Here is a 24,964-nt window from a genome sequence, read left to right on the forward strand (position 1 = left end):
TCCATTGATGCCGGATATCGCCGAGCTCTGGTCTCCGATCCGGTTGACGCTCGAGCTGGCGACAATCGCCACAGTGCTGCTGCTCGCCATCGGCACGCCGATCGCCTGGTGGCTGGCCCGCTCACCGGCGACATGGAAGGAGGCGGTCGCGGCTGTGATCGCGATGCCTCTCGTCCTTCCGCCGACCGTGCTGGGCTTCTATCTGCTGATCGCGCTCGGGCCGAACGGTCCCGGCGGCTGGGTCGCGGGCCTTTACGGCGCGCGCACGCTGGCTTTCACCTTCGAGGGGCTGGTGATCGGCTCGGTGCTGTTCTCCATGCCCTTCGTCGTGCAGCCGATCCGCAATGCTTTCGAAGCCATCGGCGAGCGCCCCCTGGAAGTCGCCGCCACCTTGCGCGCCTCGCCCTGGGACCGCTTCTGGACCGTCGCCGTGCCGCTCGCCCGGCCCGGCTTCATAACCGGCGCGGTGCTCGGTTTTGCCCATACGGTCGGCGAGTTCGGCGTCGTGCTGATGATCGGCGGCAATATTCCGGGCGAAACCAAGGTGTTGTCGATCGCCATTTTCGACTATGTCGAGACGCTGCAATGGAGCAAGGCGCATATTCTGGCGGGCGGGATGCTGGTCTTCTCCTTCTGCGTCATCCTGGCGATGATGCTGCTGGAGAAGCGCATCGGGCGGCCCGGCGCATGAACGGCGAGGCCGGAGCCATCGCCGCAGCCTTCTCAGGCAGCCTTGGGACCTTCAGCCTGGACGTCGCCTTTGAGGCGCCGATGCGTGGCGTCACGGCGCTGTTCGGTCCATCCGGCTCCGGCAAGACCACGATCTTGCGCTGCATGGCGGGCCTGCATAAGCTCGCCGGGCGGCTGAGCGTCGGCGGCGAAATCTGGCAGGACGACGCGGCCGGCATCTTCCGCAAGGCGCATCAGCGGCCGATCGGCTATGTCTTCCAAGAGGCGAGCCTGTTCCCGCATCTGTCGGTGCGGAAAAACCTGCTTTACGGCGCGCGGCGCGCGGCGAAACAGGGCGCGGAGGAGTTGATCCGCGAGGATGAGATCGTCAGTCTGCTCGGCATTGGCCACCTGCTAGGGCGGGCGCCGCTGGCCCTGTCCGGCGGCGAACGCCAGCGCGTGGCGGTGGGGCGTGCGCTGCTGTCCCAGCCTCGGCTTTTGCTGATGGACGAACCGCTCTCGGCACTCGATCGCATGGCCAAGGACGAGATCCTCCCTTATTTCGAGGCCCTGCACCGGCATCTGTCGATCCCGATCGTCTATGTCAGTCACGACATCGCAGAGGTCGAGCGGCTGGCCGACACGCTGGTGCTGCTGGAGCGCGGGCGCGTGCTCGCCGCCGGTCCGCTATTCGAGCTGGAGGCCGACCCGGGATTGCCACTGCTGCGCGCGCCGGAGGCTGCTGTAACGCTAGAGGGCCGGATCGCCAGCATCGACGAGGCTTATGCGCTGACGGCGGTTTCGGTCGCGGGCGGCATGTTGGTCGTGCCGGGCATTCAGGGCCGCCTTGGCGATGCGCGCCGGCTGCGGATTACCGCAGCCGATGTGAGCTTCAGCCTGTCGCCGCCGGGCGATACGACGATCCTCAATTGCCTGCCCGCGCGCATCCTCTCGATCACCGGGCAGACGGATGGCGAGCCGCAGGTCACCGTCGTGGCGGGGTTGGGCGCGGATGGCGCGGGGGCGCGCATCGTCGCGCGCATCACCCGCAAATCGCTGGAGGCGTTGGCGCTCGCGCAGGGTTCGCAGGTGTTCGCGCAGATCAAGAGCGTTGCGCTGCTGGCGTCCGGAGCCTGACGGGCGCGACGCCCGCGACTTGGTGTTGCGGGGCGAACCTATGGCGGCCCGTCCTGCTATCATGCCGGCTCAACGGACCCGAGAGACAGACCTCATGCGACATGGCGGCGATTTGGCGGAAGCGGCGGCGCGTTACGGCGTGCCCGAATACGCTTGGCTCGACCTGTCGACCGGGATCAGCCCGCTGGCCCACCCATTCCAGCCGCCCAGTGCCGATGCCTGGCAGAAGCTGCCCCAGTCGGACCGGCTCGAAACGTTGCTTAAGGCCGCGCGGGCCGCTTACGGCGCGCGCTCCGACGCGCCCATGATCGCGGCATCCGGCACGCAATGCCTCATCCAGCTTCTGCCCCTCGCACGCCCGACAGCGCGGGTTGCCGTCGTCGGTCCGACCTATAACGAACATGCGGCCTGCTGGCGGCGCTCCGGCGCGGAGGTCGAGATCGTCCACGACCTGGATCGCGCTTCGGGGGCCGATGCCATCGTGCTGGTCAACCCGAACAATCCGGATGGCCGCGCCTGGGAGCGCGAGCACGTACTCGCCTGCGCCGGGTCGCAGGCGGCGCGCGGCGGAGTCCTCATCGTGGATGAAGCTTTCGCCGATGTGCTACCCGAGATCAGCGTGGCCCCGCAGGGTGGTGCCGACGGCCTCGTCATCCTGCGCTCCTTCGGCAAATTCTTCGGCCTCGCGGGAGTCCGCCTCGGCTTCGCGCTCGGCCCGCGCACCGTCATCGATGCGCTCGGCGCTTTGATCGGCCCCTGGGCCGTCTCCGGCCCCGCCCTTGAGATCGGCATACAGGCGCTCGACGACCGCGCGTGGCAGGACACGGCCCGGCGGACGTTGCACGGCCTCGCCCGGCGCCTCGACGCCCTGCTCGTCGAATCCGGTCTCACCGTGCTGGGCGGCACATCGCTTTACCGTCTGGCCTCGCACCCCGCCGCGACCGCGATACACGCCCGGCTGGCCGCGCAAGGCATCTGGGTGCGCCGCTATGACAGCGCACCCGACCAGCTCCGCTTTGGCCTGCCCGCCAGCGACGCCGATTTCAACCGCCTCGGCGCCGCGCTTGGCCCGGCGGCCGGCCACGCCTAGAGCGGGAAGTTTGGTATGGAATCACCCGTTGTGGCTTAGTACGCAGCAGCGGGTCGAGCACGCCTTCTCGTATAAGCGCGACCATTGACCGGCCACTCAGCGCGGCCGCAGCCCCTCCAGAAAGAGCGCCTCGATACTTCGCGCGGCGTCCTCGAACCGGCCCTCTCCAGCGCGGTCCAGCCCCAGCACGGCGCGCACCTGCACGTCGAAATCGGCGTAGTGCTGCGTGGTCGCCCAGATCGCGAAGATCAGGTGATGCGGGTCGGTCTTGCCGAGCTTTCCTGCGCGCATCCATTGCCGCAGGACCTTGGCCTTTTCGTCCACCAGCGGCTTCAGCTCGCGGGTCAGCATTTCGCCGACCCGCGGCGCGCCTTGCAGCATTTCATTGGCAAACAGCCGGCTCTCGCGCGGGAAATCGCGGGCCATCTCGATCTTGCGCCTGATATAGCCGCGCAGCTCCTTCAGCGGATCGCCCTCGGCGCTCAGTTCGCGCAAGGGAGCGAGCCAGGTGTCGAGCAGCCGGTGCAGCAGGGTCGAGTGAATTTCCTCCTTGCTGCGGTAGTAGTAGAGCAGGTTCGGCTTCGACATGCCGGCGGCTTCGGCGATCTGGTCGATGGTCGCGCCGCGAAAGCCGTGCGTGGAAAACACCTCGAGCGCCGCGCCCAGAATGAGCTCGCGCTTCTCGCGTTGGATGCGGGTGTTCGGTCCCGTGGCGGGCGCTTCAGCCGTCATCTTTTACGGACCTTTTCGCAAGGGTTTCGCATAAGCTAGACGCTCGAAATCCCTCGCGGTTTACGCCAACTATGCCCTTGACCGGTAACCCGGCAATGCTAGGATTTGTCCAATCGGTCAAAATTCTACAGCAGCCACACGCCGAAGCCAATGACGAGGGACACAGCGCGTCCCGGCGGTTTCGCGGTCGCAGCGAGGATGAGCAGGCATGGCGGCGCCCGGAGAGAACCTTCGCATCAACGGCGCCCGGCTTTGGGAGTCCATCCACGAGATCGCCAAGATCGGCCCCGGCGTCGCGGGCGGCAGCAACCGCCAGACGCTGACCGACGAGGATGCCGAGGGGCGCGCGCTCTTCCAATCCTGGTGCGAGGCGGCCGGGCTTGAAATGGGCGTCGACGCCATGGGCACCATGTTCGCCACCCGCGCCGGCACCGATCCGGAAGCGCTGCCGGTCTTTATAGGCAGCCATCTCGACACCCAGCCGACCGGCGGCCGCTATGACGGCGTCTTGGGCGTGCTCGGCGGGCTGGAAGTCGTCCGCACCCTCAATGATCTCGGCATCAAGACCAAACATCCCATCATTGTCGCCAACTGGACCAATGAGGAGGGCACGCGCTTTGCCCCCGCCATGGTGGCCTCGGGCGTGTTCGCAGGCGCCATCGACCAGGACTGGGCCTATGGCCGCACCGACGCCAAGGGCCTGCGCTTCGGCGACGAGCTGGAGCGCATCGGCTGGAAGGGGCCGGAGGCGGTCGGCGCGCGGAAAATCCACGCCTATTTCGAGCTGCATATCGAGCAGGGGCCGATCCTGGAGGCCGAGGGCAAGGATATCGGCGTCGTCACCCACGGGCAGGGCACCTATTGGACACAGCTCACGCTGACGGGCGTTGCCGCCCATACCGGCTCGACGCCGATGCCGATGCGCAAGAATGCCGGGCTCGGCATGGCGCGCATCCTGCAATTGGTCGATGAGATCGCCTGGTCGCACGCGCCGGACGCGGTCGGCGCGGCGGGCCATATCGACGTGTTCCCCAATTCGCGCAACGTCATCCCCGGCAAGGTGGTGTTCACCGTCGATTTCCGCTCGCCCGACCTCGCTGTGCTCCAGGACATGGAGAAGCGGCTCTACGAGGGCGCGCAGAAAATCGCCGACGAGATGGGCCTCGGTTTGGAGCTGGAGAACGTCAACCGCTTCGATCCCGTCACTTTCGACGCCGGCTGCGTCAAGGCAATACGCGACGCGGCGGAGCGGCTTGGCTATTCGCACCGCGACATCATTTCGGGCGCGGGACACGATGCCTGCTGGATCAACCGCGTCGCCCCGACCGCGATGGTGATGTGCCCCTGCGTCGGCGGCCTGTCGCACAACGAGGCCGAGGAGATTTCGCAAGAATGGGCCGCCGCCGGGGCCGATGTGCTGTTCCACGCGGTGATCGAGACGGCGGGGATCGTGGAGTAGAACGTAGATTGCGATCCGGCGTGATCGCGCCGGGCCATCCGGCCAGACAGGGGAGCGGAGATTTATGTCCACCGTCATCAAGAACGGCACCATCGTCATTGCCGACCGCACCTGGCAGGCGGATGTGCTGATCGAGGACGGCAAGATCGCCCGCATCGGCGGCGGCCTCACAGGCAACACGGTGCTCGATGCGACCGGCTGCTTCGTCATGCCCGGCGGCATCGACCCGCATACGCATCTCGAAATGCCCTTCATGGGCACCTATTCCTCCGACGACTTCGAGAGCGGCACCCGCGCGGCGCTGTCCGGCGGTACCACCATGGTCGTCGACTTCATCCTGCCGAGCCCGGGCCAGTCGCTGCTCGAGGCCATGCAGATGTGGCACAACAAGACCGGCCGCGCCGCCTGCGATTACGGCTTCCACATGGCGATCACCTGGTGGGGCGAGCAGGTCTGGCGCGAGATGGAGACCGTCGTCCGCGACAAGGGCATCAATTCGTTCAAGCACTTCATGGCCTATAAGGGCGCGCTGATGGTGCATGACGACGAGATGTACGCCTCGTTCAAGCGCTGCGCCGAGCTCGGCGCGCTGCCGCTTGTCCATGCCGAGAACGGCGACGTCGTCGCCGAGCTTCAGGCGCGGCTGATGGCCGAAGGCAAGGATGGGCCGGAATCGCACGCCTATTCGCGCCCGCCCGAGGTCGAGGGCGAGGCCACCAACCGCGCCATCATGATCGCCGACATGGCCGGCTGCCCGGTCTACATCGTCCACACTTCCTGCGAGCAGGCGCATGAAGCCATCCGCCGCGCCCGGCAGAAGGGCATGCGCGTCTACGGCGAGCCGCTGATCCAGCACCTGACGCTCGACGAGAGCGAATATCAGAACAAGGACTGGGACCACGCCGCGCAGCGCGTGATGAGCCCGCCTTTCCGCGACAAGAGCCATCAGGACAGTTTGTGGGCGGGCTTGCAGGCCGGTTCGCTGCAAGTGGTGGCGACCGATCACTGCGCCTTCACCACCAAGCAGAAGCGCTTCGGAATCGGCGATTTCACCAAGATTCCGAACGGCACGGGCGGGCTCGAAGACCGTCTGCCGATGCTGTGGACCTATGGCGTCGAGACCGGCCGCCTGACCATGAACGAGTTCGTCGCGGTGACGTCAACCAACATCGCCAAGATCCTGAACGTCTATCCGCAGAAGGGCGCCATCGTCGAAGGCGCCGACGCCGATATCGTCGTGCTCGACCCGGCCAAGGGCAAGACCATCACGGCGGCCAGCCAGCAATCGGCCATCGATTACAACGTCTTCGAGGGCAAGCAGGTGAAGGGCCTGCCGCGCTACGTGCTGACGCGCGGCAAGCTGGCGGTCGATGACGGGGTGCTGAAGAGCGAGCAAGGCCACGGCCGCTATGTGCCGCGCGAGCCGTTCCCGGCGGTCGCCCGCGCGCTGTCGCAGTGGAAGGAGCTGACCGCCCCGCGCAAGGTGGAACGCTCCGGCATCCCTCCGAGCGGGGTTTGAGGGCGAGGTGTCACGCCGGCGAGCGGAAATTTCAAAGAGCTGCGGTTGCGCCTCGCGGTTCCGACCGCCGTTCCGATGGGCGGCGGCCTGGTTAAAGCTTCGCAGCCGGTCTTGCGCGCCCGGCCTCGATCTCGGCAATGAACGCCGCGACCGCCCTGCCGATCATCTCGGGATGATCCTCCTGCAGGAAATGCAGCCCGGAGCCGAGCCTGACCAGCCGGCAATCGGGGAGGCGATGCGCGAAGTCCTCTGCTAATTCAGGGGAAACGAGAGCACCGGGATCGGCGGCGAAGAGCAGCTTCGGATAGGTCGAGGTGGCGAGCGCCGCGTGGGCCGCCTCGATTGTGGCGTACACATCCGCCGGCTCATGCGCGATCGGCAGCTCGTTCGGGAAGCGCCAGGTGGGTCGACGGGATTCCGGCGTGGGGAACGGGGCGCGATAGACGGCCATTTCCTCATCGCTGAGCTTTCTTTGCACTGAGCCTGGAAGCACGCGCTCGACAAAGGCGTTGTCTTGAAGGATCAGCGTTTCGCCTTCGCAGGGCGTTCGAAACCGCCGGAAGATTTCACGCCGCGGTGATCCTCGCAGGAATTCCGCCCAGGTCGGAATGGGCCTGATGAACTCCATGAAGGCAAGGCCGCGCATGAACGACGGTTGGCGCGCCGCCAGATGAAAGGCAAGCGCCGTCCCCCAATCCTGCGCCACCACATAAGCCGAGGCGATCCCGGCCTTTGCGATGAACGCATCGAGATAGCGGACATGGTCCTCGAAGCGGTAGGCGATGTCGGGCTTGCCCGACTGGCCGAAGCCGATGAGATCCACCGCGATGCAATGCGCGGTCCCGGCGACGAACGGCATGATGTTGCGCCAGATGAAGGAGGAGGTAGGGTTGCCGTGCAGGAAGAGCGCCACTGGCGCGCCCGGTGCCCCTAACTCGCGATAGGCCATCGCCGAATCCAGCACGCGAAGACTTGGTAGGCTGATATCCGCACTCATGCCGATGGCTCCTTGAAAATCGTCGAGAAAGCAATGCGCTTGAAGCGCTCCAGCGGTTCGGCGGTGCGTGTGACCTTCATGCGCAAGATCGCGCCCTGCCAGGAGGAAAGCAAAAACTCCGCAAGGTCTTCAGCCGGGATCGCGGCTTCGATATCTCCGGCCGCCTGGCCCTCCGCGATGCATGCGGCGAAGGAGGAGCACCATTCGAGAAAGATCTCCTCCAGCCGCGTGCGCAGCATCTCGCTCACCGGCGCCGCTTCGAGGCTGAAGTCGCCGATCAGGCAGCCCCGGCTGAACTCGGCTTTTGCAAGACGGTCAGTGATGATGTCGAGATAATTGCGCAGACGCTCGCGCGGCGTCCGGCTTTCGTCGCCTAGCGCTTCGGCAACCAGCAGCTTCAGATCCTCGAAATAGTGGTCGAGCACCGCGCGCGCAAACTCTTCCTTGGACCGGAAATGATTGGTGAACGAGCCCTGCGGCGCCGGGACCTCGGCGACGATCGCGCGCACGCCCGCCCCGACATAGCCTTTGCGGAACATCACCTTGAGCCCGGCTTCCAGGATTTGGTCACGGAGTGAATGTCTTGCCATCGGAAAACAATACGGTCGTCCGTATTATTCGTCAAGCAGCTTGCAGGCAGATGACGAACATCGCGCAAGCGTGCCGCGCCGACCGGCGCCGAGGCGCAAACCGCCGCTCGCCGCGAAGTCCGCTGCCGAACGATCCCGCTTTTCTTCGCCGCCGGAACCTTGCATGATGCGAGGCACGCATAGCCGCGCCGGCGCGGCCTACCGGCACACCACCGGAGCCCTTGATGGATCACGACGGCGCCGCGTTCATGGCAGAAGCCTACCGCCTCGCGAAGAAGAGCTTCGACGAGGGCGGCTTGCCGATTGGCTCGGTGCTTGTCCGCCGAGGCGAGATTATCGGCGCGGGGCATAACCAGCGCATCCAGCAGGGCGATGCCATCGCGCATGGCGAGATGGACGCCATCCGCAATGCCGGCCGGCAGCGCACCTATAAGGACACGGTGATCTATACGTCGCTGTCGCCCTGCATGATGTGCGCGGGCACCATCGTCCAGTTCGGCATTCCGCGCGTTGTCATCGGCGAGAACACCACGTTCGGCGGCAATGAGGCGTTTCTGCGCGAGCGCGGCGTCGAGGTCGTCATCCTCAACGATCCCAAATGCATCGCGCTGATGGAGCGCGTCATCCGCGAGCGCCCGGGCGACTGGTTCGAGGATATCGGCGAGGACGAGCCGACGGCATAGCTGCGGAGCGGCGGGCGCCGGTTCCCCAGGCTCAAGGCCTCATTTCCGGCGTTGGCGTTTCATTGCCCGCGGCCTCGCCATCCGGGCCGCGCCCTTCGCCGGCGGGCCTCTTGTTGGAGCGCGTGACGTAGCGCCGGAGCTGCCGCCATAAGGCCCGTCGCGAGGATTCGACCAGCTCGACATCGCGCACCAGCTTGGCCCCGTCCTGCCGCTTTTCGAGTTCGATCTTGCGGGTGTGGAAATCCTCAAGTTCCGGCCGGTGGCCGACGCTCAGCAAGGTGGTCCCTTCCAGGTCGACCAGCAATTCCATCAGCTTGACCTGGCTCTTGGCATCGAGCGCGGCGGTCGCCTCGTCGAGCACCACGATATCCGGCCGGTGCAGCAGGATGCGGGCGAAGGCGAGGCGCTGTTTCTCGCCGCCCGACAGCGTCTGGTCCCAAGGGGCCTCCTCGTCGAGCTTTTCGATATGCTGCTCCATGCCGACCCGCTTGAAGGCATCGGCAACCTCCTCGACGCTCCGGCTTTCGGGCGCGTCGGGGTAAGTCGCCGCGCGGCGGAGCGTGCCGATCGGCACATAGGGCCGCTGCGGCAGCAAAAACATCTTGGCGTCCTTCTTGACCTCGATGGTGCCCCCGCCCCAGGGCCACAGACCCGCGATGGCGCGCACCAGCGTGCTCTTGCCCGAGCCGGACGCGCCGGCGATCAGCACCCGCTCGCCCGGCATGATGACGACATCGGTATCGTCGACCACGGCGGTGCCGTCATTCAGCCGCACGGACAGGTCGCGCAGGCGCAGCGCCGCTCCGGTTCCTTCGGTCTCGATGCTGATCCGTCCGACGCCGTCGCCCTCTTCGGCCTCCTGGAGCGAGTCCAGCGCGACCATCAGGGATGCGACGCGCCGGGCCGACGCGGTCCAATCGGCCATGCGGGGATAGTTGTCGACCAGCCAGTTGAAGGCGCCCTGCACGATGGTGAAGGCCGACGCGGCCTGCATGATCTCGCCGAGCGTCATCGAGCCGTCGAGGAATTTGGGCGCGCACAGGATGATCGGCAGCACCGGCGCGATGAAGCTGGAAGTTTGCGAGACGACCGTCGTCTTCATGTTCTGGAAGGCGATGTCGCGCCAGGCGGCGAGCACCTTCTTCAGCGAGCGGTCGACGCCGGCGCGCTCCTCCTCCTCGCCGCGAATGAGGGCGATGCTCTCGCCGTTCTCGCGCAACCGCGTAATGACATAGCGGTATTCCGCCTCGCTCTGGTTCTTGTTCTCGGAGGCGGCGACGAACCGGCTGCCGATCAGCACCATCGATCCGCTGGCGATCAGCGCATAGAGCAGCGCGGCAAGCACCAGGAAGCCGGGGATCTCGAACTGCCATCCGCCCAGATTGACGGGCAGCGAACCGCCGATGGTCCACAGCACCACGATGAAAGTCGCCGCCGACAGAAAGGCCTGGGTGACGCCGCTGGCGAAATCCACCGGCGATTCGGTTGCGATGCGCACGTCGTCGGCGATGCGATACTCGGGGTTGCCGTGATCGCCGCGCACCAGATTGAGCTGGTAGTAGCGGCCATTGGTCAGCCAGCGGTCGATGAGCTGGTTGTTCAGCCACGCCCGCCAGCTCCGCTGCAGCCGCATCCGGATATAAACCTGCACCACGCTCAAGGCGACGCTGACGCCGAGGATCACGAAATAGATCACCGACAGCCACGCCACCGCAGCGGTGTCGCGGTTCTGCAGGCCGTCGAAGATCGCCCGGTTCCAGACGTTCATGGCATAGGCCGAGCCGAGCAGCAGCACGATGATGAGGAGCAGTCCGGCCGACAGCGTCCAGGCCATTGCGCGGGCCTCGCCCGCCCAGAATTTTCCGGCCGTTCGCCAGAAGCGCCTGAGCAGATTGCGCCGCCGCAGCTTCTCCGAAGTCAGATCATCGGCCGCGCCGGATGGAAGGGCATCCGGCCGGTCCGCACCGGTCATTGCTGTCATATCTATTACCTGGGCGAAGGGCGTGCGGGAGCGTGTTGCCGGCGGCCGCCGGCTTTCGTCGAAAACAAATGCGGCTGGCGCGCAAGCGTTCCCGAATGGGCGCAGCGGCGGCACGCATTTCTAACGCGGTGTATCCCATAGAGCACCGGCGCCGGCCAAACCACAAGAGTTCGGCGCCACACCCGTTACTTGCTCAACATTTTCGCTTTTCCGCATCGGCCGTGGCTCGGTTCAATGTTGACGATTCATCGACTCAGAACCGCCCTGTCCGCTGCGTTTTTCACCTCCGGCCTTAATTGAAGACATCGGCTCGATTGACCTTTGCTCAGGGCTATCGCATCCCTTCGCCGAGGACGATCAATAGCGCCCAAAAGGCGGGATGGCCCTGCCAGCCACCATCGTTTTCAAAATCTTAACGGCGCGCGGCGTAAAAACTCCGGGCGGGGTCGCGCTGGGCCGGGCGGAGCGAGATGACGATGTTTCGGCTTGTTTACGCGACTGCGGCGGTGCTGGCCTGCTTTGTTGGCGGCCAAGTCCCGGCGCTGGGCGAGGAAGCCCATATTGTCGAGGTGAAACGATACATCGCCCTGCACGTCGTGCCCTGGCTGCGCGACCATGTCGTCGTCGATGCGGTGCAGGCTCAGAATTTCGCCCATGCCGAGCTCACCGATACGGATGTCGAACGTCTCGACCAGCAATGGCGGCGGGAGTTGGATTCACCGTCGAAGCCGCTGATCGACAGCGTCTTGAACAACCCGCTCTCCCTCTTTCTGAAGGAGAAGCAGGCAGCCTCCGACGGCTATATCGGCCGGCTCGTCGTCATGGACGAAAAAGGTATGAATGTCGGCCAGAGCGGGCTGACCGACGATTACTGGCAGGGCGACGAAGTCAAATGGCAGAAAAGCTTCAAGAAACGGACCGAGCCGGTGTTCGTCGATAATGTCGAGAAGGATGCGACCGGGCAAAGGCTGCAAATCCCGGTCAGCCTGCCGGTCGTCGATCCCGAAAGCGGCCTGCCGATCGGCGCCATCACAGTCAACATCAATGTCGAAAGGCTGCCCACCACCTTTTAAGCGCGACGTTTCGGCAACGCTCAATAAGTGTTCTTTAACAAAAGAACAACCAAAGGTTGATCGAATCGGAGCCAGCGGCTAACCCGGACCGCATGGCTACGCTCATAATGAGTGAACCGGGGGTCGTCTTATGATCGTGATTGTTGACGAACGCGAGACCGTCACCGAGGGGTATACCTCTTGGTTTGACCGCGAAGGCGTTTCGGCGACCGGATTTCGCGCGGCGGATTTCGGTAATTGGGTAAAAACGGTCTCCGACCCCGACATCGATGCGGTCGAGGCGTTCTTGATCGGCGATTGCGAGGACCGGCGGCTTCTGCCGAAATTGATCCGGCATCGGACCAGCGCGGCGGTGATCGCCATGAACGATCACAAATGTCTCGACGAGACCTTGGAGCTGTTCGATGCCGGCGTCGACGACGTCGTGCGCAAGCCGGTGCATGTCCGCGAAATCCTGGCGCGCATCAAAGCCATCCAGCGCCGCGCCAAGGGCGAGGACGAGGGCAGGCTGGTCGGCGACATCCGCGTTTTCTCCGATGGCCGCGACCCGGAAGTGAAGAGCGAAGTGCTCCCGCTTCCCCGGCGCGAGCGCCGCATCCTCGAATATCTGGTCTCCAATCGCGGCCGCCGCGTCACCAAGAGCCAGATCTTCAATTTCGTCTACGGCCTGTTCGGCGAGGACATCGACGAGAATGTCGTCGAGAGCCATATCAGCAAGCTGCGTAAGCGCCTGCGCCACCGCCTCGGCCACGACCCGATCGACAGCCAGCGCTATCTCGGCTACCGGCTGGTTTACGACTAGGCAGAGTTGCCCGCGCGTGGCGGCCTTCGGGCCATCGCCCGCTCCGACAAGCGGAGCCGCTTGCTCCTTCGCCGCCGGCGCGGCAGGCTGGCGCAGGACGCATTGCAAGGAGCGGCCCTTTGAGAAAGCCTGTGACCCCCTGGCTGACGGTCGATTGCGTGGTGCTCGATGCGCAGAAGCGCGTGCTTCTCATCCGGCGCAAGAACCCGCCCTTCGAAGGGCAACTGGCGCTGCCCGGCGGCTTCGTTGAAATCGGCGAGACGGTCGAAACGGCCTGCAAGCGCGAGCTGATGGAGGAGACCGGCATCAAGGCCGGCAAGCTGACGCTCGTCGGCGTCTATTCCGACCCGCGCCGCGACCCGCGCGGGCATAGCTGTTCGGTCGCCTTCCTCGCCCACGTGAAAACCGCCAGGCCGACAGCCGGCGACGATGCGGCGGACGCGCTCTGGGTCGAGGATTGGCGCCGGGCCAAGCTCGCCTTCGACCACCGCAAGATCCTGAAGGATGCACTCGCCTTGGCGGACCGCGACGGGGCCTGAGTCCCGGCCGGTCAATGCGGAGCCGATTCCGACAGGATGTTGATGATCGCGACGCCGGCGAGGATCAGGGCAATGCCAATCACGGCGGGGGCATCCAGATGCTGGCGGAACACCAGCCAGCCGACCAGCGCCACCAGCACGATGCCCAGACCCGACCAAAGCGCGTAGACCACGCCGAGCGGCATCGTCTTCAGCGTCAGGGAGAGCAGATAGAAGGCCGCGCCGTAGCCGAACACGACGATCAGCGACGGCCCGAGCCGGGTAAAACTCTCCGAGGCCTTAAGCGCGGAGGTCGCGACGACTTCCGCCGCTATGGCCAGGATCAGATAGGCCCAGGTCATGGGGGGTGATTCCTTGAATGCTGAGAGTCGGGAGGAGGAGCCCAAAACACATTGTCATTCCCGCGAAAGCGGGAATCCAGTAGGCCGAAGCGACGCGATTAACGGGGACGCGATCGCGCCGTTTGCCCTTTACAGGATCCCCGCTCGCGCGGGGATGACGAAGAGGCTGCGATCCCCCTCCGTCACTCGGGATAGGGCGTGCCGTCCTTATGCACGAAGCGGCCGTCGGCGTTGGAGCTCATCATGTCGATGTCGGAACAGGTGGTCAGGTCGTCGGGCTGGCGCGAACCGACCTCGAGATAGACCGCCACCTTGTCCGACCTGTTGATCAAATGATGACCGTTGCCGGAGCCCTTGGCGAAGGCAGCGCAGTCGCCGGCGCGCAGCACGATATCGCCGCCATCCTCGACCAACGTCACTTCGCCTTCGAGCACATAGACGAATTCGTCCTCGTGCGAATGCCAATGGCGCTGGCTCGACCAGTTTCCCGGCGGCAGCTGCATGAGATTGACGCCGAAATCGGTGAGGCCGCCGGCATCGCCCAGACGCTGCCGGATACGTTCGGCACAAGGCGCGTCGAAGGGCGGCGGATAGGGAGCGCCTTTGCGCTGAGGCACGGCGGCAAGGTCGATCTTCGGCATCAGCGTTCCCCGGCGATCGGCGGCCGAGCTGACGCCCGGCCGCGTGTTGGGCTGAACGGTTATTAAGTGTTCATGGAGTCGAAGAAGTCGCCGTTGTTCTTGGTCTGGCGCAGCTTGTCCATCAGGAACTCGATGGCGTCCATGGTGCCCATCGGATTGAGGATGCGGCGTAGCACGAACATCTTCTTCAATTGCGGCGCCGGGACCAGCAGCTCTTCCTTGCGGGTGCCGGAGCGGGCGATGTCGATGGAGGGGAAGGTGCGCTTGTCGGCGACCTTGCGGTCGAGGATCAGCTCGGAATTGCCGGTGCCCTTGAACTCTTCGAAGATAACTTCGTCCATGCGGCTGCCGGTCTCGATCAGCGCCGTGGCGATGATGGTGAGCGAGCCGCCCTCTTCGATATTGCGCGCCGCGCCGAAGAAGCGCTTTGGCCGCTGCAATGCGTTGGCGTCGACGCCGCCGGTCAGCACCTTGCCCGAGGACGGCACCACCGTATTATAGGCGCGGCCGAGGCGGGTGATCGAGTCCAGGAGGATCACCACGTCCTTCTTATGCTCGACGAGGCGCTTGGCCTTCTCGATCACCATCTCGGCGACCTGGACGTGACGCGATGCCGGCTCGTCGAAGGTGGAGGAGATCACCTCGCCCTTCACCGAGCGCTGCATGTCGGTCACTTCTTCCGGCCGCTCGTCGATGAGCAGCACGATCAGGTAGCATTCCGGATGATTGCAGGTGATGGAGTGGGCGATGTTCTGCAAGAGCACGGTCTTGCCGGTGCGCGGCGGGGCGACGATCAAGCCGCGCTGGCCCTTGCCGAGCGGGGCGACGATGTCGATGACGCGGCCGGAGATGTCCTTCTGGTCCGGCGCCTCGACTTCCATCCGCATCCAGGTGTCCGGATATAAAGGCGTGAGGTTGTCGAAGTGAACCTTGTGGCGCATGGCCTCGGGCTCGTCGAAATTGATCTTGTTCACCTTCAGGAGGGCGAAGTAGCGCTCGCCATCCTTGGGGGAGCGGATCTGGCCTTCGACGGTGTCGCCGGTGCGCAGGCCGAAGCGGCGGATCTGGCTGGGGCTGACATAAATATCGTCAGGGCCGGGCAAATAATTGGCGTCGGGCGAGCGCAGAAAACCGAAACCGTCCTGCAGCACTTCAACGACGCCGATGCCGGTAATATCGACATCCTTGGCGGCCAATTGTTTCAATATCGCGAACATCAGCTCCTGCTTGCGCATCGTGCTGGCATTCTCGACTTCGACGCCTTCGGCAAAGCTGAGCAATTCGGTGGGCGATTTAACTTTAAGGTCTTGGAGTTTCATTTCTTGCATTCGGGATGACTCCGAACTTTCGTGCGATATTGGTAATGGGGAGGCGCGCGGCCGAAAGGAGCGCGACCTTAGGTTTGGAGGGCATTTCGAGGCGCCGTTCCCGCGATGACCGGCGAGCCGCGCGGGTTAGAATTGCGCAGGCCGCTCAAGTCTCATGCGGGCTGAAGGGAATTCAGATTCTCGGCCAAGTGAAGAATTACGACTCACACTATAGCAAAGAATTGGCGCGTGCGAAAGCAGCAGATTTTCAGCGTTACGTGACTGGGCGTCGCGGGTGCTGGCTGGCCGTCGGCGATGAGGCACTAAGTATAAAGAGGCCCGGTCCTTCTTATGCCTCTCTTATATAGGAGAGAGCGGCGGGTCCGAGAAGGTGACCGCGCCTAGAACGGCTTCACCACCACCAGGATCACGATCAGGATCAGCAGCACGGTCGGGATCTCGTTGGCGATCCGGTAGAAGCGCTCGCTATGGGTGTTGCGGTCGGCGGCGAAATCCTTGCGCCATCTGGCCAGCATGATGTGAAACACCGTCAGCAGCACGACCAAGAAAAGCTTGGCGTGCAGCCAGCCGGAGGTGCGCAGGTCGATGACGTCGAAGCCGAAGATCAGGGCGAGGCCGAGCAGCCAGGTCGCAATCATCGCCGGATTGATGATGACGCGCAGCAGCTTGTTTTCCATGACCTTCAGCGTCTCGGAAAGCTGCGAGCCGGCCGGTGCGCCGACATGGTAGACGTAGAGGCGCGGCAGATAGAACATCCCCGCCATCCAGGCGACCATCGCGATGACGTGGAAGGCTTTGACGTAGAGATATAATTCCACTTGGCGCCTCGTCTGGCTTTGCGTCTGCGGCTCTTCTCGTCATCCCCGCGAAAGCGGCGATCCCGTACGCACAAACTCGAAACTCGCGTCCCTCAATCGCCACGCACCAGCGCCACCAATCGCTCGACATGCGCGATCGGCGTCGTCTGCAAGATACCGTGGCCTAGGTTGAAAATATGCGGAACGCCCTGAAGCCCGGCCAAGATGGACCGGATGCGCGATTCGAGCAAGTGCCCTCCGGCCACAAGCAGCAACGGATCGAGATTGCCCTGCACAGCGGTCGTGGCGGCGAGCTTGCGCATCTGCGCCAGCGGCATCGCCGTGTCGCAGCCGAGCCCGTCAACGCCAGTTTCGCGGACGAACTGCTCCGACAGCACGGCGGAGCCGCGCGGGAAACCGATGATCGGGACATCCGGGTGCAGCGCCCTGAGCGCCTTGACCATGCGCACCGTCGGCGCGATCACCCATCGCTCGAATTCGGCGTCAGGCAGCACGCCGGCCCAACTGTCGAAAATCTGCACGACCTGTGCGCCGGCGGCGATCTGGGCCGAGAGATAGGCAACCGAGCTGTCGGCGACAAGGTCGAGCAGGCGGGCGAAATTTTCCGGGTCGCGATAGGCGGCGAGCCGCGTCGGCGCCTGATCGGGGGTGCCGTGGCCGGCGACCATGTAGGTCGCGACGGTCCATGGCGCGCCGCAAAAGCCGATCAGCGCCTTGTCCGCCGGGAGTGCCGCCCGAACCAGCGCAACAGTTTCGCAGATCCGGCCGAACTTCTCCCCGGTCGCCTCGGGGCGCAAAAGCTTGAGCAGCTCGGCTGGCTGCATGCCATCGAGCTTTGGTCCGGTGCCTTCCTCGAAAGCCACTTTCTGGCCGAGCGCGTCCGGCACGATCAGGATATCGGCGAACAGGATGGCCGCGTCGAAGCCGAAGCGCCGGATCGGCTGCAGCGTAATTTCCGCGGCCCATTCCGGCCGGTAGCACAGATCCAGGAAGCCGTTCGCCTTCGCGCGAAGCTCCCGGTACTCCGGCAGGTAGCGGCCGGCTTGCCGCATCAGCCACATGGGCGGTCTGCCGAGCGCCTTGCCTTTCAGGACTTCGATCAGCTTCGGCGTCGAGGGTGTTTGCTGGATATCAGCGGGCATCGCTTCGCTCTTTGATACAGAGTCTTACTTTCTTAAGTGACTCTTATTTATAGGGGGTGAATTGCGGATATTGCGGCATTGTCCACGCATTATCTACAGCTTTGCGGCAGGATCGCGAAGGCCGGGCCTCAAGATCGCCGGCGGTTTGCAAACGGCCATTGCGGCAGACGAAAAACAGCTCAGGAAGGCAATCGGTTGCGCGGTGAGGTTCATTTTATATCGTGACAATAACCCTTGTTTAGCCGCTGGCCGAGCGGTGCGCAAAGATGGCGCTTTGCAAATTCATTCAACTCGGCGAGATTTTGCCGTCCCCAAAAGCGAGGCTGTGGACGGAAATTGAATTAGCGTGCGGGACTCAGCCCGAAGGCTTTCCATAAAGTGAGGCGCTGTTCAAAACATGACAGCTTATCAACAGACCACCAAGGAGCTGCCGAAGTTTTTTCACCTGCACATGGTGTCGGACGCTTCGGGTGAAACGCTGGCGGCGATCGCCAAGGCGGCGGCTGTTCAGTACTCCAGCATCCGAGCGCTCAAGCACTCGCATCCTTTCGTGCGCAACCGCCGGCATCTCGACCGCGTGCTGCAACAGATCGAGGCCTCGCCCGGCATCGTGCTCTACACCATCGTGGAGCGCTCGATCGGGGCGCATCTGGAGCAGCGCTGCGAGGAGCTGAATATCCCGTGCGTTCCAGTGCTTAGCCCGCTGTTGAAAGTGTTCGAGGCCTATCTCGGCACGCCGTCGACGCCGATCGTGGGCGGCCAGCATGTGCTCAACACGGATTATTTCCGGCGCATCGAGGCGATGAATTTCACCCTTGCGCATGACGATGGTCAGCGCACGGCCGATCTCGACGACGCCGACATCGTGCTGATCGGGGCGAGCCGCACCTCGAAGACGCCGACGAGCCTTTATCTGGCGAACCGCGGCTTCAAGACCGCCAATGTCTCGCTGATCCCCGACATCCCCCCGCCGCCCGAGCTGGAGACCATACGCAGCGCGGTCGTCGCCGGGCTGGTGGCGAGCCCGCAGCGTCTGGCCGAGATCCGGCGGCAGCGCCTGCTCGGCATGAACGACACCAAGAACCGCGACTATACCGACACCGAAATGATCGTGAAGGAGATCGCCTATACCCGTAGGCTGTGCGGCCGGCATCATTGGCCCGTCATCGACGTGACGCGCCGCTCGATCGAGGAGACGGCGGCTGCCGTGATCAAGCTGGTGGAGGATCGCAAGGGGAATGGCTGAGAATTTCGCCGGCCGCGAACTGATCCTGGCGTCGGCGAGCGCGGGGCGGGCGGCGATCATGCGCGGGGCGGGGCTGACATTTCGACAGGTGCCCGCCGACATCGACGAGCGGGCGATCGAAGCGGGCATGGCGTCGGGACTGGACCCATTGCCCGCGCCGGAGCTCGCCGTGCGATTGGCCGTCGCGAAAGCCAAGTCCGTCAGCGCCCGCCATCCCGAGACGCTGGTGATCGGTGCCGATCAGGTGATGGAATGCGGCGGGGTGATCTTCCACAAGCCGGCCGACATCGCCGCCGCGCGGGTGCAATTGCTGGCGCTGCGCGGTCGCACGCATCGTCTCTGCTGCGGGCTCGCGGTTGCTTTGGGAGGCCGGTGCCTTTGGGACCATCTCGATGAGGCGAAGCTGGAGATGCGGGCGTTCTCCGAGCAATTTCTCGACGCTTACCTGGACATGGAGGGCGAGGCGGTGCTGCAATCCGTCGGCGGCTATCGCATCGAAGGCCCCGGCGTCCAGCTTTTCCGGCATATTAGCGGCGACCATTTTACGATCATCGGGCTACCAATCATGACCCTGCTCGCATACTTGCGCGAATGTGGGGCGGTCGCCGAGTGACCACCTGAGTGCGCGCACCGGGTTGCATTCCAGCGGCAGGATCGATAGTTGAACCCTTGACGTTCCCGCGCCGCCGCCGCGCTCACTCGCAAAGGCCGCCAAATGGTCGCCATCAAAGCCGCCGAATTGCCCGGCCTCCTCAAATCTAGCGGCACGAAGACCGACGCCTATCTGATCCACGGCACCGATGTCGGCCAGGTCGCCGAGATTGCGGGCTCGCTGGCCAAACAGCTCGCGGCGCTGTCCAAGCCGCCCGGGGAAATCATCCGCCTCAGCGAGCAGGATTTGGCGCAGGCGCCCGGTCGCCTCGCCAGCGAAGCGCGCAGCCTCGCCATGTTCGGCGGGCGTCCGGTGCTGCTGGTCAAACCTGGCCCGCAGCTCACTCCGGCGCTGTTCGAGGACCTGCTCGGAGGGCCGCCGCTCGCCGCCTTTATCATCGTCGAGGCGGGCAATCTGAAGAAGGACGCCAAGCTTCGCCAGATCTTCGAGAAGGCCAAGAGCGCCGCCGCTATTGTCTGCTATGGCGCCGATAATCGCAGCCTGCAGCAGCTCATACGGGATGAAGTCGAAAAGGCAGGGCTGACCATCGCGGCCGACGCCGCGCAGCGCCTGACCCAGCTCATCGGCGCGGATTGGGCCGTCTCCCGTGCCGAGATCGCCAAGCTGACGCTCTATGCGCTCGGTGAAACACAGATCACTCTCGCTCATGTCGAGGCCGTGGTCGGCGACGCATCGGCCCATGCTTTCGACGCAGCGATTTCCGAAACGCTTGCTGGGAACGCCGCCGCCGCGCTGGCCCAGCTCGACGCGCTGGCCGGGAGCGGTACGCCGGCCCAGGTGCTGCTCAATCTGCTCTCCGGCCATCTGCAAAAGCTGCACGCCGTGCTCGCCGCCGTCGACCGCGGCGACAGTTTCGACGCCGCCGCCGGACGGCTCCGCCCTTCACCGCATTTCCGTCAGAAGGACGAGATGAAGGCGCAAACCGCGCGCTGGCGCCTGCCGGAGGTCGCCGCCGCCATCGAGGCGGTGCACGAGACCATCCGCCAAACGCGCCTGAAGCCCGCGCTCGAGCATGAGCTCGCGGCGGCGCTGATCCTGCGGATGCCGGAGATCAATCCGCGTCTCACGAAGTCGCGCGCGGCGTAGATCGCCTGGGGGCGGCCCTTAAAACAAAAATCCCCGCGACGGCGGAGATTTTGCACGATGGCAGAAGCTACTTATTGAACCGCGGGTTCGCCGCCGGCTGCTTCGTCCTGCATCAGGCGCTGGCGGAACAGGGAGGCGAAATCGATCGGGTCGAGCAGCAGAGGCGGGAAGCCGCCTTCGCGCGTCAGGTCGGCGACCAGGCGGCGCACGAAGGGGAAAAGCAGCGCCGGGCATTCGATGAACAGCACCGGACGCAGCGCCTGTTGTGGCAGGTTCTTCAGCCGGAAGCCGCCGGCATAGACCAATTCCAGATTATACAGCGCGCCGTCCTCGTTTTTCGCGGCGGCCTCCATGGTCAGCACGACCTCGAACACGTCGTCGCCGATGGGGTGGGCCTGGACGTTGAAATTGATCTGGATGTTCGGGTTCTTGCCCGGTCCGCGCAGACTGCGCGGCGCGCCCGGATTCTCGAAGGAGAGATCCTTGATATACTGCCCCAAAACATTGATCTGAGGCTGCTGATCCTCATCCTTCGCCGCTTCAGGCGCGGTGCCGTTATTGCCGTTCGCCATGGCCTCATCCTCAGTTTTGGAGCGCGGTGGGGAAATTTCGGCCCCGCCGGGAGGCGGGGGTGCAGACGTTTCCCAAAACATCGCGCGAAGACAATCGTCGCTGGGTCACGTCGCTAGCATGACAGGCGGTGGCAGGCAACGTCCATCCCGCAATTTTGCGGAGGCTCGGCCGGCGAAGCTGAACCAAGGCCGCCGCAGGGCGGCGCTAAAGCCTATTCCTTATGCCAGGGCGAATCGGTGTCCTTGCGGCCCGGCTTGGCCGTTTCAGCCTTGCCGCCGGTGGGCGGTTCTCCCTTGGGCGGGTCGGGCTCGAGCGTCTCGAATTCGGCATCGACGGCGTTGCTCGACCGCTTCAGCCCGCCGCCGCCGCGCGGCGACGCGCCGCCCGGTTTCGGTCCGGCACCCGGGCGCGGTCCAGCCCCGCCGCCGCCGGCGGGACGTCCGAAACCGCTGACATGCACCCGCCCGCTTGCCAGCGCCCGTTTCACCACCCAGCGCCCGGCGGCGCGGCGGATCGGCGGCACGAACAGCGCCAGGCCGATGACGTCGGTCAGCAGCCCGGGCGTAATCAGTAATATCCCCGCCGCCAGAATGCCGATGCCGTCGATGACAGGCGTCAGGGGCATCTCGCCCCGCTCCAGGCTTTGTGCAAAGCGGTTCAGCGCGGAGAAGCCCTGTACGCGCATCAACACGCTGCCGGCGATCGCGGTGCCGATGGTCAAAAGGATCGTCGGCAGCACGCCGATCAGCCGTCCGGCCTCTATAAAAAGCGCGATTTCGGCGATCGGCAGGCCGATAAAGAGCAGGAACAAAAGAATGGGCATGCTGTTAAGCCCCCAACATGTGCAACAATGGGTGGCGAAATCGGCGGTATCGGCCATAGGGCGAATTCTTGCAGGTTGGCTTAACCGTTTCGATCGCGTAATTTGCTATAGGATGCGTGGCATGCTTTCTACCGCCCTTCACACGGCTGGCGGTCCTGATGGCCGCGACCTATATGATAGATGACAGCCCCTAAGCGCACATATGTATCCAAAGAAGCTGCGGCAATATGAACGGCACATTCGACATTCTGACTTTGCTTTTCTTGATCATAGCAGTTGTGATATTTCTCCGGCTTCGCAGCGTGCTGGGTCGCCGGACCGGAAACGAACGTCCGCGCTATGATCCTTACACGCCTTCCGACGCCAATGGTAAGCCGGTGCGCGATAATATCGTCACCCTTCCTCGTGGGGAGCCGCCGCGGATGACTGATGAACTGGACGAAGCCACTTTCGCGAAACGGCTGAAGGATGTGGCGCCGGTCGGCAGCGACGCTGCGCAAAAGCTGCAGTCGGTGGCGCAGGCCGATCGCAGCTTCGACCCGAAGCATTTCCTCAACGGCGCCAAGGCGGCCTATGAAATGATCGTCTCGGCCTTTGCCGAGGGCGACCGCAAAACGCTGAAATCCCTACTCAGCCGCGAAGTTTTCGACAGCTTTTCAACAGCCATCGGTGAGCGTGAAAAGGCCGGCGACACGGTCGAGTTCAAATTCGTCGGCATTTCCAGCACGGAAATCATCGACGCCGAGGTAAGCGGCAAGACCATCAACATCACCATCAAATTCGTCAGCGACCTGATTACCGCCACGCGCAACCGCGCGGGCGAGGTCATCGACGGCGATCCGGTGACCATCCGCGACGTCACCGACGTCTGGACTTTTTCGCGCGACGTCACGGCGCGCGATCCGAATTGGCGGCTTGTGGCGACAGGATCGGCGGCCTGAGGCCGCACGGACGACGGGGCCATGCGGGCGGTATTTCAGTTAGGGGCGGCGCTATTCGTCATGGCCGGTGCAAATCTGTGGCAGTGGCAATTTTCCGATGCCGAGGCCAAGGGCCTCAAATCCTTCGATAAGACGCCGCTCGAATTCGCGGCGGTCCCCGGCTGGGCGGATGACGATCATGCCGCCGCCTTCGCCGCCTTCCGCAAATCCTGCGGCAAACTTCTCACCGATGCCAAGGAAGGCGACCGCATCAAGCCGGCCTGCGAGCTGGCGACGATGCTGCCGGAGAAGCTGCGCCGCGAGGATGCGCGCCAGTTCTTCGAGAACAATTTCAAGCCGCATCTGGTCAAGCGGCCCTCGACAGGCGCCATGCTGACCGGCTATTTCGAGCCCGAGATCAAGGGCTCGCTGACGCCGACGCCCGAATACAAGATCCCAATTTACGCCCTGCCGAGCGACCTGACCCTGATCCGGCAGCCCTCCGATCGTGGCACGCTGGCGGCGGACCTCACTGCGGCACGCGCCACCGCCGGCGGGCTCGTGCCCTATTACACCCGCCAGGAGATCGAGCAGGGTGCGCTCGCCGGCCGCGGATTGGAGATCGCCTATCTCGCCGACCCCTACGATGCCTTCGTCATGCAGGTGCAGGGCTCCGGCATGATCCGGCTGCCCGACGGCAAAACCTTGCGTGTCGGCTTCGCGGGCAAGAACGGTCATCCCTATTCCTCGATCGGCAAGATCCTCGTACAGGCCGGACAATTGCAGGCGACGTCGGCCTCGCTCGACCAGTTGCTGACCTGGCTGCGCGCCGACCCTGAACGCGGCCGGCAAATGATGTGGGAGAACAAGTCCTATCCGTTCTTCCGCGTGCTCGACCCGTCCGAGGCCGGGGAGGGGCCGCATGGCGCGCTCGGCCTGCCGCTGATGCCGGGGCGCAGCCTCGCCGTCGATCCGCGCTATCACGCGCTCGGCACGCCGATCTGGGTCTCGGCGCCCGATATGAAGGACGCCAAGGGAAAGCCCATCGCCCGGCTGATGGTGGCGCAGGATACCGGCTCGGCCATTCGTGGGCCGGTGCGCGGTGATTTCTTCTTTGGAAGTGGCGACGCTGCCGGACGCAGCGCCGGCGTCACCAAGCACATCTGTGATTTCACGGTTCTCATCCCAAATTAACGGCGAAGCGCGGGGTCTCTGACTGCTCCCCGCGCCGAGCCGATCGCGCCAGAGCCTTATCCTTCCGTTTGCCGGTGGGGCCGTCCAAGCTCGTGGCGAGCTGCATTTGCCGTCAAATTCGGTCCGGCTTTTGCGGATGATGCTTTAGAGTCAGATGCTTACGCAGGAATTGCCGGACAGCCGGAGCCTTGATGCTTTTGGGGGGAGGGCGAGGCGGCGATCGTGCGCAACGCCCCTCGCCGAACACAGAGGATTTATGAATTCGGAGCCGCCATCGCGCAAAAGGCCGCTGACCGCCGAGGAGGCGGAGCTGTGGACCTATGCCATGCGCGAGGCGAATGCTCTGCGCCGCCGCGGCCGTGAGGAGAAGCGCGAGGCGGAACGGCTGGCCGATGAGGCCAAGGCTGAGCGTTTTGCCCCGGAACCGTCTCCTGCCACGAAGGTGCAGCCGGCCGCTAAACCGAGCGCGGATAAACGGCCAGAGCGCCGTCCTCCGCCGCCGAAATCACCGCCTCCGCTCGCTCCCTTCGACGACCGCGACCGCCGCAAACTCTCGCGAGATCGCGACCTGATCGACGCCCGCCTCGATCTGCACGGCATGCGCCAGCGCGAGGCGCATGGGGCGCTGCGGGCGTTTCTGTTCGCGTGCGTGACGCGCGGCCATCGGCATGTGCTGGTCATCACCGGCAAAGGCGTCCGCGCCGATGTGGAGCGCGTGCGCGATCATTTCATCGAGGAACGCGGCGTACTGCGCCGGCTGGTGCCGCAATGGCTGGCGGATGCGGATCTGCGCGGCATCGTGGTCAGCTACACCGCCGCCGGGGTCCGCCACGGCGGCGATGGAGCGCTGTATATCCGTCTGCGCAAGCAGGGAGCCGGAGGATAACTCCTATTGCGCGCCCGGAACC

26 protein-coding genes are annotated in these 24,964 nt (G+C 64.6%); 15 read left to right on the plus strand and 11 right to left on the minus strand.

From position 1 onward, the window contains the following. Window positions 1-7: 7 nt before the first annotated feature. The 3 genes from modB (at window position 8) to cobD (ending at window position 2,896) form a co-directional block, all read left to right on the plus strand. Window positions 8-691, plus strand: a complete 684-nt coding sequence (gene modB, locus BLEFHOIH_RS23125; RefSeq protein WP_088348493.1) for a molybdate ABC transporter permease subunit — start codon at window positions 8-10, stop codon at window positions 689-691. Continuing rightward, the gene (gene modC / locus BLEFHOIH_RS23130; protein WP_088348391.1) at window positions 688-1,806 is read left to right on the plus strand and encodes a molybdenum ABC transporter ATP-binding protein; all 1,119 of its coding nucleotides are present in this window, start codon (window positions 688-690) and stop codon (window positions 1,804-1,806) included. Before modB ends, modC begins: the two co-directional genes overlap by 4 nt. A gap of 94 nt (window positions 1,807-1,900) precedes the next feature. Beyond that, window positions 1,901-2,896, plus strand: a complete 996-nt coding sequence (cobD, locus tag BLEFHOIH_RS23135; protein ID WP_088348392.1) for a threonine-phosphate decarboxylase CobD — start codon at window positions 1,901-1,903, stop codon at window positions 2,894-2,896. Between the two features lie 96 nt (window positions 2,897-2,992). Here the strand turns inward: cobD and BLEFHOIH_RS23140 are convergent, their stop codons facing one another. After that, window positions 2,993-3,628 (minus strand): TetR family transcriptional regulator C-terminal domain-containing protein, encoded by a 636-nt coding sequence (locus tag BLEFHOIH_RS23140; RefSeq protein ID WP_088348393.1) that lies wholly within the window; start codon window positions 3,626-3,628, stop codon window positions 2,993-2,995. A 208-nt stretch (window positions 3,629-3,836) separates the two neighbouring features. Between BLEFHOIH_RS23140 and BLEFHOIH_RS23145 the strand changes: the two genes are divergently transcribed. Continuing rightward, window positions 3,837-5,087, plus strand: coding sequence for a Zn-dependent hydrolase (locus tag BLEFHOIH_RS23145; protein ID WP_088348394.1), 1,251 nt, complete (start codon window positions 3,837-3,839; stop codon window positions 5,085-5,087). Window positions 5,088-5,151: 64 nt separating this feature from the next. After that, complete coding sequence (gene hydA / locus BLEFHOIH_RS23150) at window positions 5,152-6,606, plus strand: dihydropyrimidinase (protein WP_088348395.1); 1,455 nt, start codon at window positions 5,152-5,154, stop codon at window positions 6,604-6,606. Window positions 6,607-6,697: 91 nt separating this feature from the next. On the opposite strand, the gene BLEFHOIH_RS23155 is transcribed toward hydA, so the two are convergent. Both BLEFHOIH_RS23155 and BLEFHOIH_RS23160 read right to left on the minus strand, forming a co-directional pair. Further along, on the minus strand, window positions 6,698-7,603 hold the full coding sequence (locus BLEFHOIH_RS23155; RefSeq protein WP_088348396.1) for a haloalkane dehalogenase: 906 nt from the start codon (window positions 7,601-7,603) through the stop codon (window positions 6,698-6,700). Next, window positions 7,600-8,193, minus strand: a complete 594-nt coding sequence (locus BLEFHOIH_RS23160) for a TetR/AcrR family transcriptional regulator (protein ID WP_088348397.1) — start codon at window positions 8,191-8,193, stop codon at window positions 7,600-7,602. The genes BLEFHOIH_RS23155 and BLEFHOIH_RS23160 overlap by 4 nt, the downstream gene beginning before the upstream one ends. A gap of 224 nt (window positions 8,194-8,417) precedes the next feature. On the opposite strand from BLEFHOIH_RS23160, the gene BLEFHOIH_RS23165 reads away from it, so the two are divergent. Then, window positions 8,418-8,876, plus strand: a complete 459-nt coding sequence (locus BLEFHOIH_RS23165; RefSeq protein ID WP_245297158.1) for a nucleoside deaminase — start codon at window positions 8,418-8,420, stop codon at window positions 8,874-8,876. 31 nt (window positions 8,877-8,907) lie between these two features. Here BLEFHOIH_RS23165 and BLEFHOIH_RS23170 read toward each other — a convergent pair whose 3' ends face one another. Then, a complete protein-coding gene (locus BLEFHOIH_RS23170; RefSeq protein ID WP_245297166.1) occupies window positions 8,908-10,848 on the minus strand; it encodes an ABC transporter ATP-binding protein/permease in 1,941 nt (646 codons plus the stop codon). A 485-nt stretch (window positions 10,849-11,333) separates the two neighbouring features. Here BLEFHOIH_RS23170 and BLEFHOIH_RS23175 point away from each other — a divergent pair, with 485 nt between their 5' ends. The 3 genes from BLEFHOIH_RS23175 (at window position 11,334) to BLEFHOIH_RS23185 (ending at window position 13,271) form a co-directional block, all read left to right on the plus strand. Then, a complete protein-coding gene (locus BLEFHOIH_RS23175; protein ID WP_125461869.1) occupies window positions 11,334-11,930 on the plus strand; it encodes a cache domain-containing protein in 597 nt (198 codons plus the stop codon). A 130-nt stretch (window positions 11,931-12,060) separates the two neighbouring features. Continuing rightward, entirely contained in the window at window positions 12,061-12,732 is a 672-nt protein-coding gene (locus BLEFHOIH_RS23180) for a response regulator transcription factor (protein ID WP_088348401.1), read from the plus strand. A gap of 119 nt (window positions 12,733-12,851) precedes the next feature. Continuing rightward, on the plus strand, window positions 12,852-13,271 hold the full coding sequence (locus BLEFHOIH_RS23185) for an NUDIX hydrolase (protein ID WP_088348402.1): 420 nt from the start codon (window positions 12,852-12,854) through the stop codon (window positions 13,269-13,271). Between the two features lie 11 nt (window positions 13,272-13,282). Here the strand turns inward: BLEFHOIH_RS23185 and BLEFHOIH_RS23190 are convergent, their stop codons facing one another. The 5 genes from BLEFHOIH_RS23190 to hemE form a co-directional block, all read right to left on the minus strand. Then, window positions 13,283-13,612, minus strand: a complete 330-nt coding sequence (locus BLEFHOIH_RS23190; RefSeq protein ID WP_088348403.1) for a multidrug efflux SMR transporter — start codon at window positions 13,610-13,612, stop codon at window positions 13,283-13,285. A 182-nt stretch (window positions 13,613-13,794) separates the two neighbouring features. Then, window positions 13,795-14,253 carry a cupin domain-containing protein gene (locus BLEFHOIH_RS23195; RefSeq protein ID WP_088348404.1) on the minus strand — a complete coding sequence of 153 codons (459 nt, stop codon included), beginning with the start codon at window positions 14,251-14,253 and terminating at the stop codon, window positions 13,795-13,797. Between the two features lie 62 nt (window positions 14,254-14,315). Further along, window positions 14,316-15,581 (minus strand): transcription termination factor Rho, encoded by a 1,266-nt coding sequence (rho, locus tag BLEFHOIH_RS23200; RefSeq protein WP_088348405.1) that lies wholly within the window; start codon window positions 15,579-15,581, stop codon window positions 14,316-14,318. A gap of 380 nt (window positions 15,582-15,961) precedes the next feature. Then, window positions 15,962-16,399 (minus strand): protoporphyrinogen oxidase HemJ, encoded by a 438-nt coding sequence (hemJ, locus tag BLEFHOIH_RS23205; RefSeq protein ID WP_088348406.1) that lies wholly within the window; start codon window positions 16,397-16,399, stop codon window positions 15,962-15,964. A 92-nt stretch (window positions 16,400-16,491) separates the two neighbouring features. Continuing rightward, a complete protein-coding gene (gene hemE, locus BLEFHOIH_RS23210) occupies window positions 16,492-17,541 on the minus strand; it encodes a uroporphyrinogen decarboxylase (RefSeq protein WP_088348407.1) in 1,050 nt (349 codons plus the stop codon). Between the two features lie 397 nt (window positions 17,542-17,938). On the opposite strand from hemE, the gene BLEFHOIH_RS23215 reads away from it, so the two are divergent. From BLEFHOIH_RS23215 to holA, 3 genes are all read left to right on the plus strand, one after another. Continuing rightward, window positions 17,939-18,787, plus strand: a complete 849-nt coding sequence (locus tag BLEFHOIH_RS23215; protein WP_088348408.1) for a pyruvate, water dikinase regulatory protein — start codon at window positions 17,939-17,941, stop codon at window positions 18,785-18,787. After that, the gene (locus tag BLEFHOIH_RS23220; protein WP_088348409.1) at window positions 18,780-19,400 is read left to right on the plus strand and encodes a Maf family protein; all 621 of its coding nucleotides are present in this window, start codon (window positions 18,780-18,782) and stop codon (window positions 19,398-19,400) included. Before BLEFHOIH_RS23215 ends, BLEFHOIH_RS23220 begins: the two co-directional genes overlap by 8 nt. A gap of 102 nt (window positions 19,401-19,502) precedes the next feature. Next, window positions 19,503-20,546: a DNA polymerase III subunit delta gene (gene holA / locus BLEFHOIH_RS23225; RefSeq protein ID WP_088348410.1), complete on the plus strand. Its 1,044-nt coding sequence runs from the start codon at window positions 19,503-19,505 to the stop codon at window positions 20,544-20,546. Between the two features lie 71 nt (window positions 20,547-20,617). Here holA and secB read toward each other — a convergent pair whose 3' ends face one another. Together secB and BLEFHOIH_RS23235 are read right to left on the minus strand one after the other, a co-directional pair. After that, the gene (gene secB, locus BLEFHOIH_RS23230) at window positions 20,618-21,118 is read right to left on the minus strand and encodes a protein-export chaperone SecB (RefSeq protein ID WP_088348411.1); all 501 of its coding nucleotides are present in this window, start codon (window positions 21,116-21,118) and stop codon (window positions 20,618-20,620) included. Window positions 21,119-21,330: 212 nt separating this feature from the next. Further along, window positions 21,331-21,942, minus strand: coding sequence for an FxsA family protein (locus tag BLEFHOIH_RS23235; protein WP_170937343.1), 612 nt, complete (start codon window positions 21,940-21,942; stop codon window positions 21,331-21,333). Between the two features lie 227 nt (window positions 21,943-22,169). Here BLEFHOIH_RS23235 and BLEFHOIH_RS23240 point away from each other — a divergent pair, with 227 nt between their 5' ends. From BLEFHOIH_RS23240 to BLEFHOIH_RS23250, 3 genes are all read left to right on the plus strand, one after another. Continuing rightward, the gene (locus tag BLEFHOIH_RS23240; protein WP_088348413.1) at window positions 22,170-22,883 is read left to right on the plus strand and encodes a Tim44/TimA family putative adaptor protein; all 714 of its coding nucleotides are present in this window, start codon (window positions 22,170-22,172) and stop codon (window positions 22,881-22,883) included. Window positions 22,884-22,943: 60 nt separating this feature from the next. Then, window positions 22,944-24,056 carry an MltA domain-containing protein gene (locus BLEFHOIH_RS23245; protein ID WP_088348414.1) on the plus strand — a complete coding sequence of 371 codons (1,113 nt, stop codon included), beginning with the start codon at window positions 22,944-22,946 and terminating at the stop codon, window positions 24,054-24,056. 256 nt (window positions 24,057-24,312) lie between these two features. Next, window positions 24,313-24,942 carry a Smr/MutS family protein gene (locus tag BLEFHOIH_RS23250; RefSeq protein WP_088348415.1) on the plus strand — a complete coding sequence of 210 codons (630 nt, stop codon included), beginning with the start codon at window positions 24,313-24,315 and terminating at the stop codon, window positions 24,940-24,942. Window positions 24,943-24,964 lie beyond the last annotated feature (22 nt).

It is taken from the genome of Rhodomicrobium sp. R_RK_3 (assembly GCF_002198715.1).
Classification (GTDB): domain Bacteria; phylum Pseudomonadota; class Alphaproteobacteria; order Rhizobiales; family Rhodomicrobiaceae; genus R-RK-3.

What these genes read in the sequence shown, in the direction of transcription:
- BLEFHOIH_RS23245 (WP_088348414.1), top strand. Translation starts at nt 22,944, where the DNA reads ATGGCCGGTGCAAATCTGTGGCAGTGGCAATTTTCCGATGCCGAGGCC.
- hydA (WP_088348395.1), top strand. Translation starts at nt 5,152, where the DNA reads ATGTCCACCGTCATCAAGAACGGCACCATCGTCATTGCCGACCGCACC.
- BLEFHOIH_RS23190 (WP_088348403.1), bottom strand. Translation starts at nt 13,612, where the DNA reads ATGACCTGGGCCTATCTGATCCTGGCCATAGCGGCGGAAGTCGTCGCG.
- BLEFHOIH_RS23250 (WP_088348415.1), top strand. Translation starts at nt 24,313, where the DNA reads ATGAATTCGGAGCCGCCATCGCGCAAAAGGCCGCTGACCGCCGAGGAG.
- BLEFHOIH_RS23155 (WP_088348396.1), bottom strand. Translation starts at nt 7,603, where the DNA reads ATGAGTGCGGATATCAGCCTACCAAGTCTTCGCGTGCTGGATTCGGCG.
- BLEFHOIH_RS23140 (WP_088348393.1), bottom strand. Translation starts at nt 3,628, where the DNA reads ATGACGGCTGAAGCGCCCGCCACGGGACCGAACACCCGCATCCAACGC.
- BLEFHOIH_RS23145 (WP_088348394.1), top strand. Translation starts at nt 3,837, where the DNA reads ATGGCGGCGCCCGGAGAGAACCTTCGCATCAACGGCGCCCGGCTTTGG.
- modB (WP_088348493.1), top strand. Translation starts at nt 8, where the DNA reads ATGCCGGATATCGCCGAGCTCTGGTCTCCGATCCGGTTGACGCTCGAG.
- BLEFHOIH_RS23165 (WP_245297158.1), top strand. Translation starts at nt 8,418, where the DNA reads ATGGATCACGACGGCGCCGCGTTCATGGCAGAAGCCTACCGCCTCGCG.
- BLEFHOIH_RS23220 (WP_088348409.1), top strand. Translation starts at nt 18,780, where the DNA reads ATGGCTGAGAATTTCGCCGGCCGCGAACTGATCCTGGCGTCGGCGAGC.
- modC (WP_088348391.1), top strand. Translation starts at nt 688, where the DNA reads ATGAACGGCGAGGCCGGAGCCATCGCCGCAGCCTTCTCAGGCAGCCTT.
- BLEFHOIH_RS23170 (WP_245297166.1), bottom strand. Translation starts at nt 10,848, where the DNA reads ATGACCGGTGCGGACCGGCCGGATGCCCTTCCATCCGGCGCGGCCGAT.
- secB (WP_088348411.1), bottom strand. Translation starts at nt 21,118, where the DNA reads ATGGCGAACGGCAATAACGGCACCGCGCCTGAAGCGGCGAAGGATGAG.
- BLEFHOIH_RS23180 (WP_088348401.1), top strand. Translation starts at nt 12,061, where the DNA reads ATGATCGTGATTGTTGACGAACGCGAGACCGTCACCGAGGGGTATACC.
- BLEFHOIH_RS23175 (WP_125461869.1), top strand. Translation starts at nt 11,334, where the DNA reads ATGTTTCGGCTTGTTTACGCGACTGCGGCGGTGCTGGCCTGCTTTGTT.
- BLEFHOIH_RS23215 (WP_088348408.1), top strand. Translation starts at nt 17,939, where the DNA reads ATGACAGCTTATCAACAGACCACCAAGGAGCTGCCGAAGTTTTTTCAC.
- BLEFHOIH_RS23235 (WP_170937343.1), bottom strand. Translation starts at nt 21,942, where the DNA reads ATGCCCATTCTTTTGTTCCTGCTCTTTATCGGCCTGCCGATCGCCGAA.
- hemE (WP_088348407.1), bottom strand. Translation starts at nt 17,541, where the DNA reads ATGCCCGCTGATATCCAGCAAACACCCTCGACGCCGAAGCTGATCGAA.
- BLEFHOIH_RS23195 (WP_088348404.1), bottom strand. Translation starts at nt 14,253, where the DNA reads ATGCCGAAGATCGACCTTGCCGCCGTGCCTCAGCGCAAAGGCGCTCCC.
- rho (WP_088348405.1), bottom strand. Translation starts at nt 15,581, where the DNA reads ATGCAAGAAATGAAACTCCAAGACCTTAAAGTTAAATCGCCCACCGAA.
- holA (WP_088348410.1), top strand. Translation starts at nt 19,503, where the DNA reads ATGGTCGCCATCAAAGCCGCCGAATTGCCCGGCCTCCTCAAATCTAGC.
- BLEFHOIH_RS23240 (WP_088348413.1), top strand. Translation starts at nt 22,170, where the DNA reads ATGAACGGCACATTCGACATTCTGACTTTGCTTTTCTTGATCATAGCA.
- BLEFHOIH_RS23160 (WP_088348397.1), bottom strand. Translation starts at nt 8,193, where the DNA reads ATGGCAAGACATTCACTCCGTGACCAAATCCTGGAAGCCGGGCTCAAG.
- cobD (WP_088348392.1), top strand. Translation starts at nt 1,901, where the DNA reads ATGCGACATGGCGGCGATTTGGCGGAAGCGGCGGCGCGTTACGGCGTG.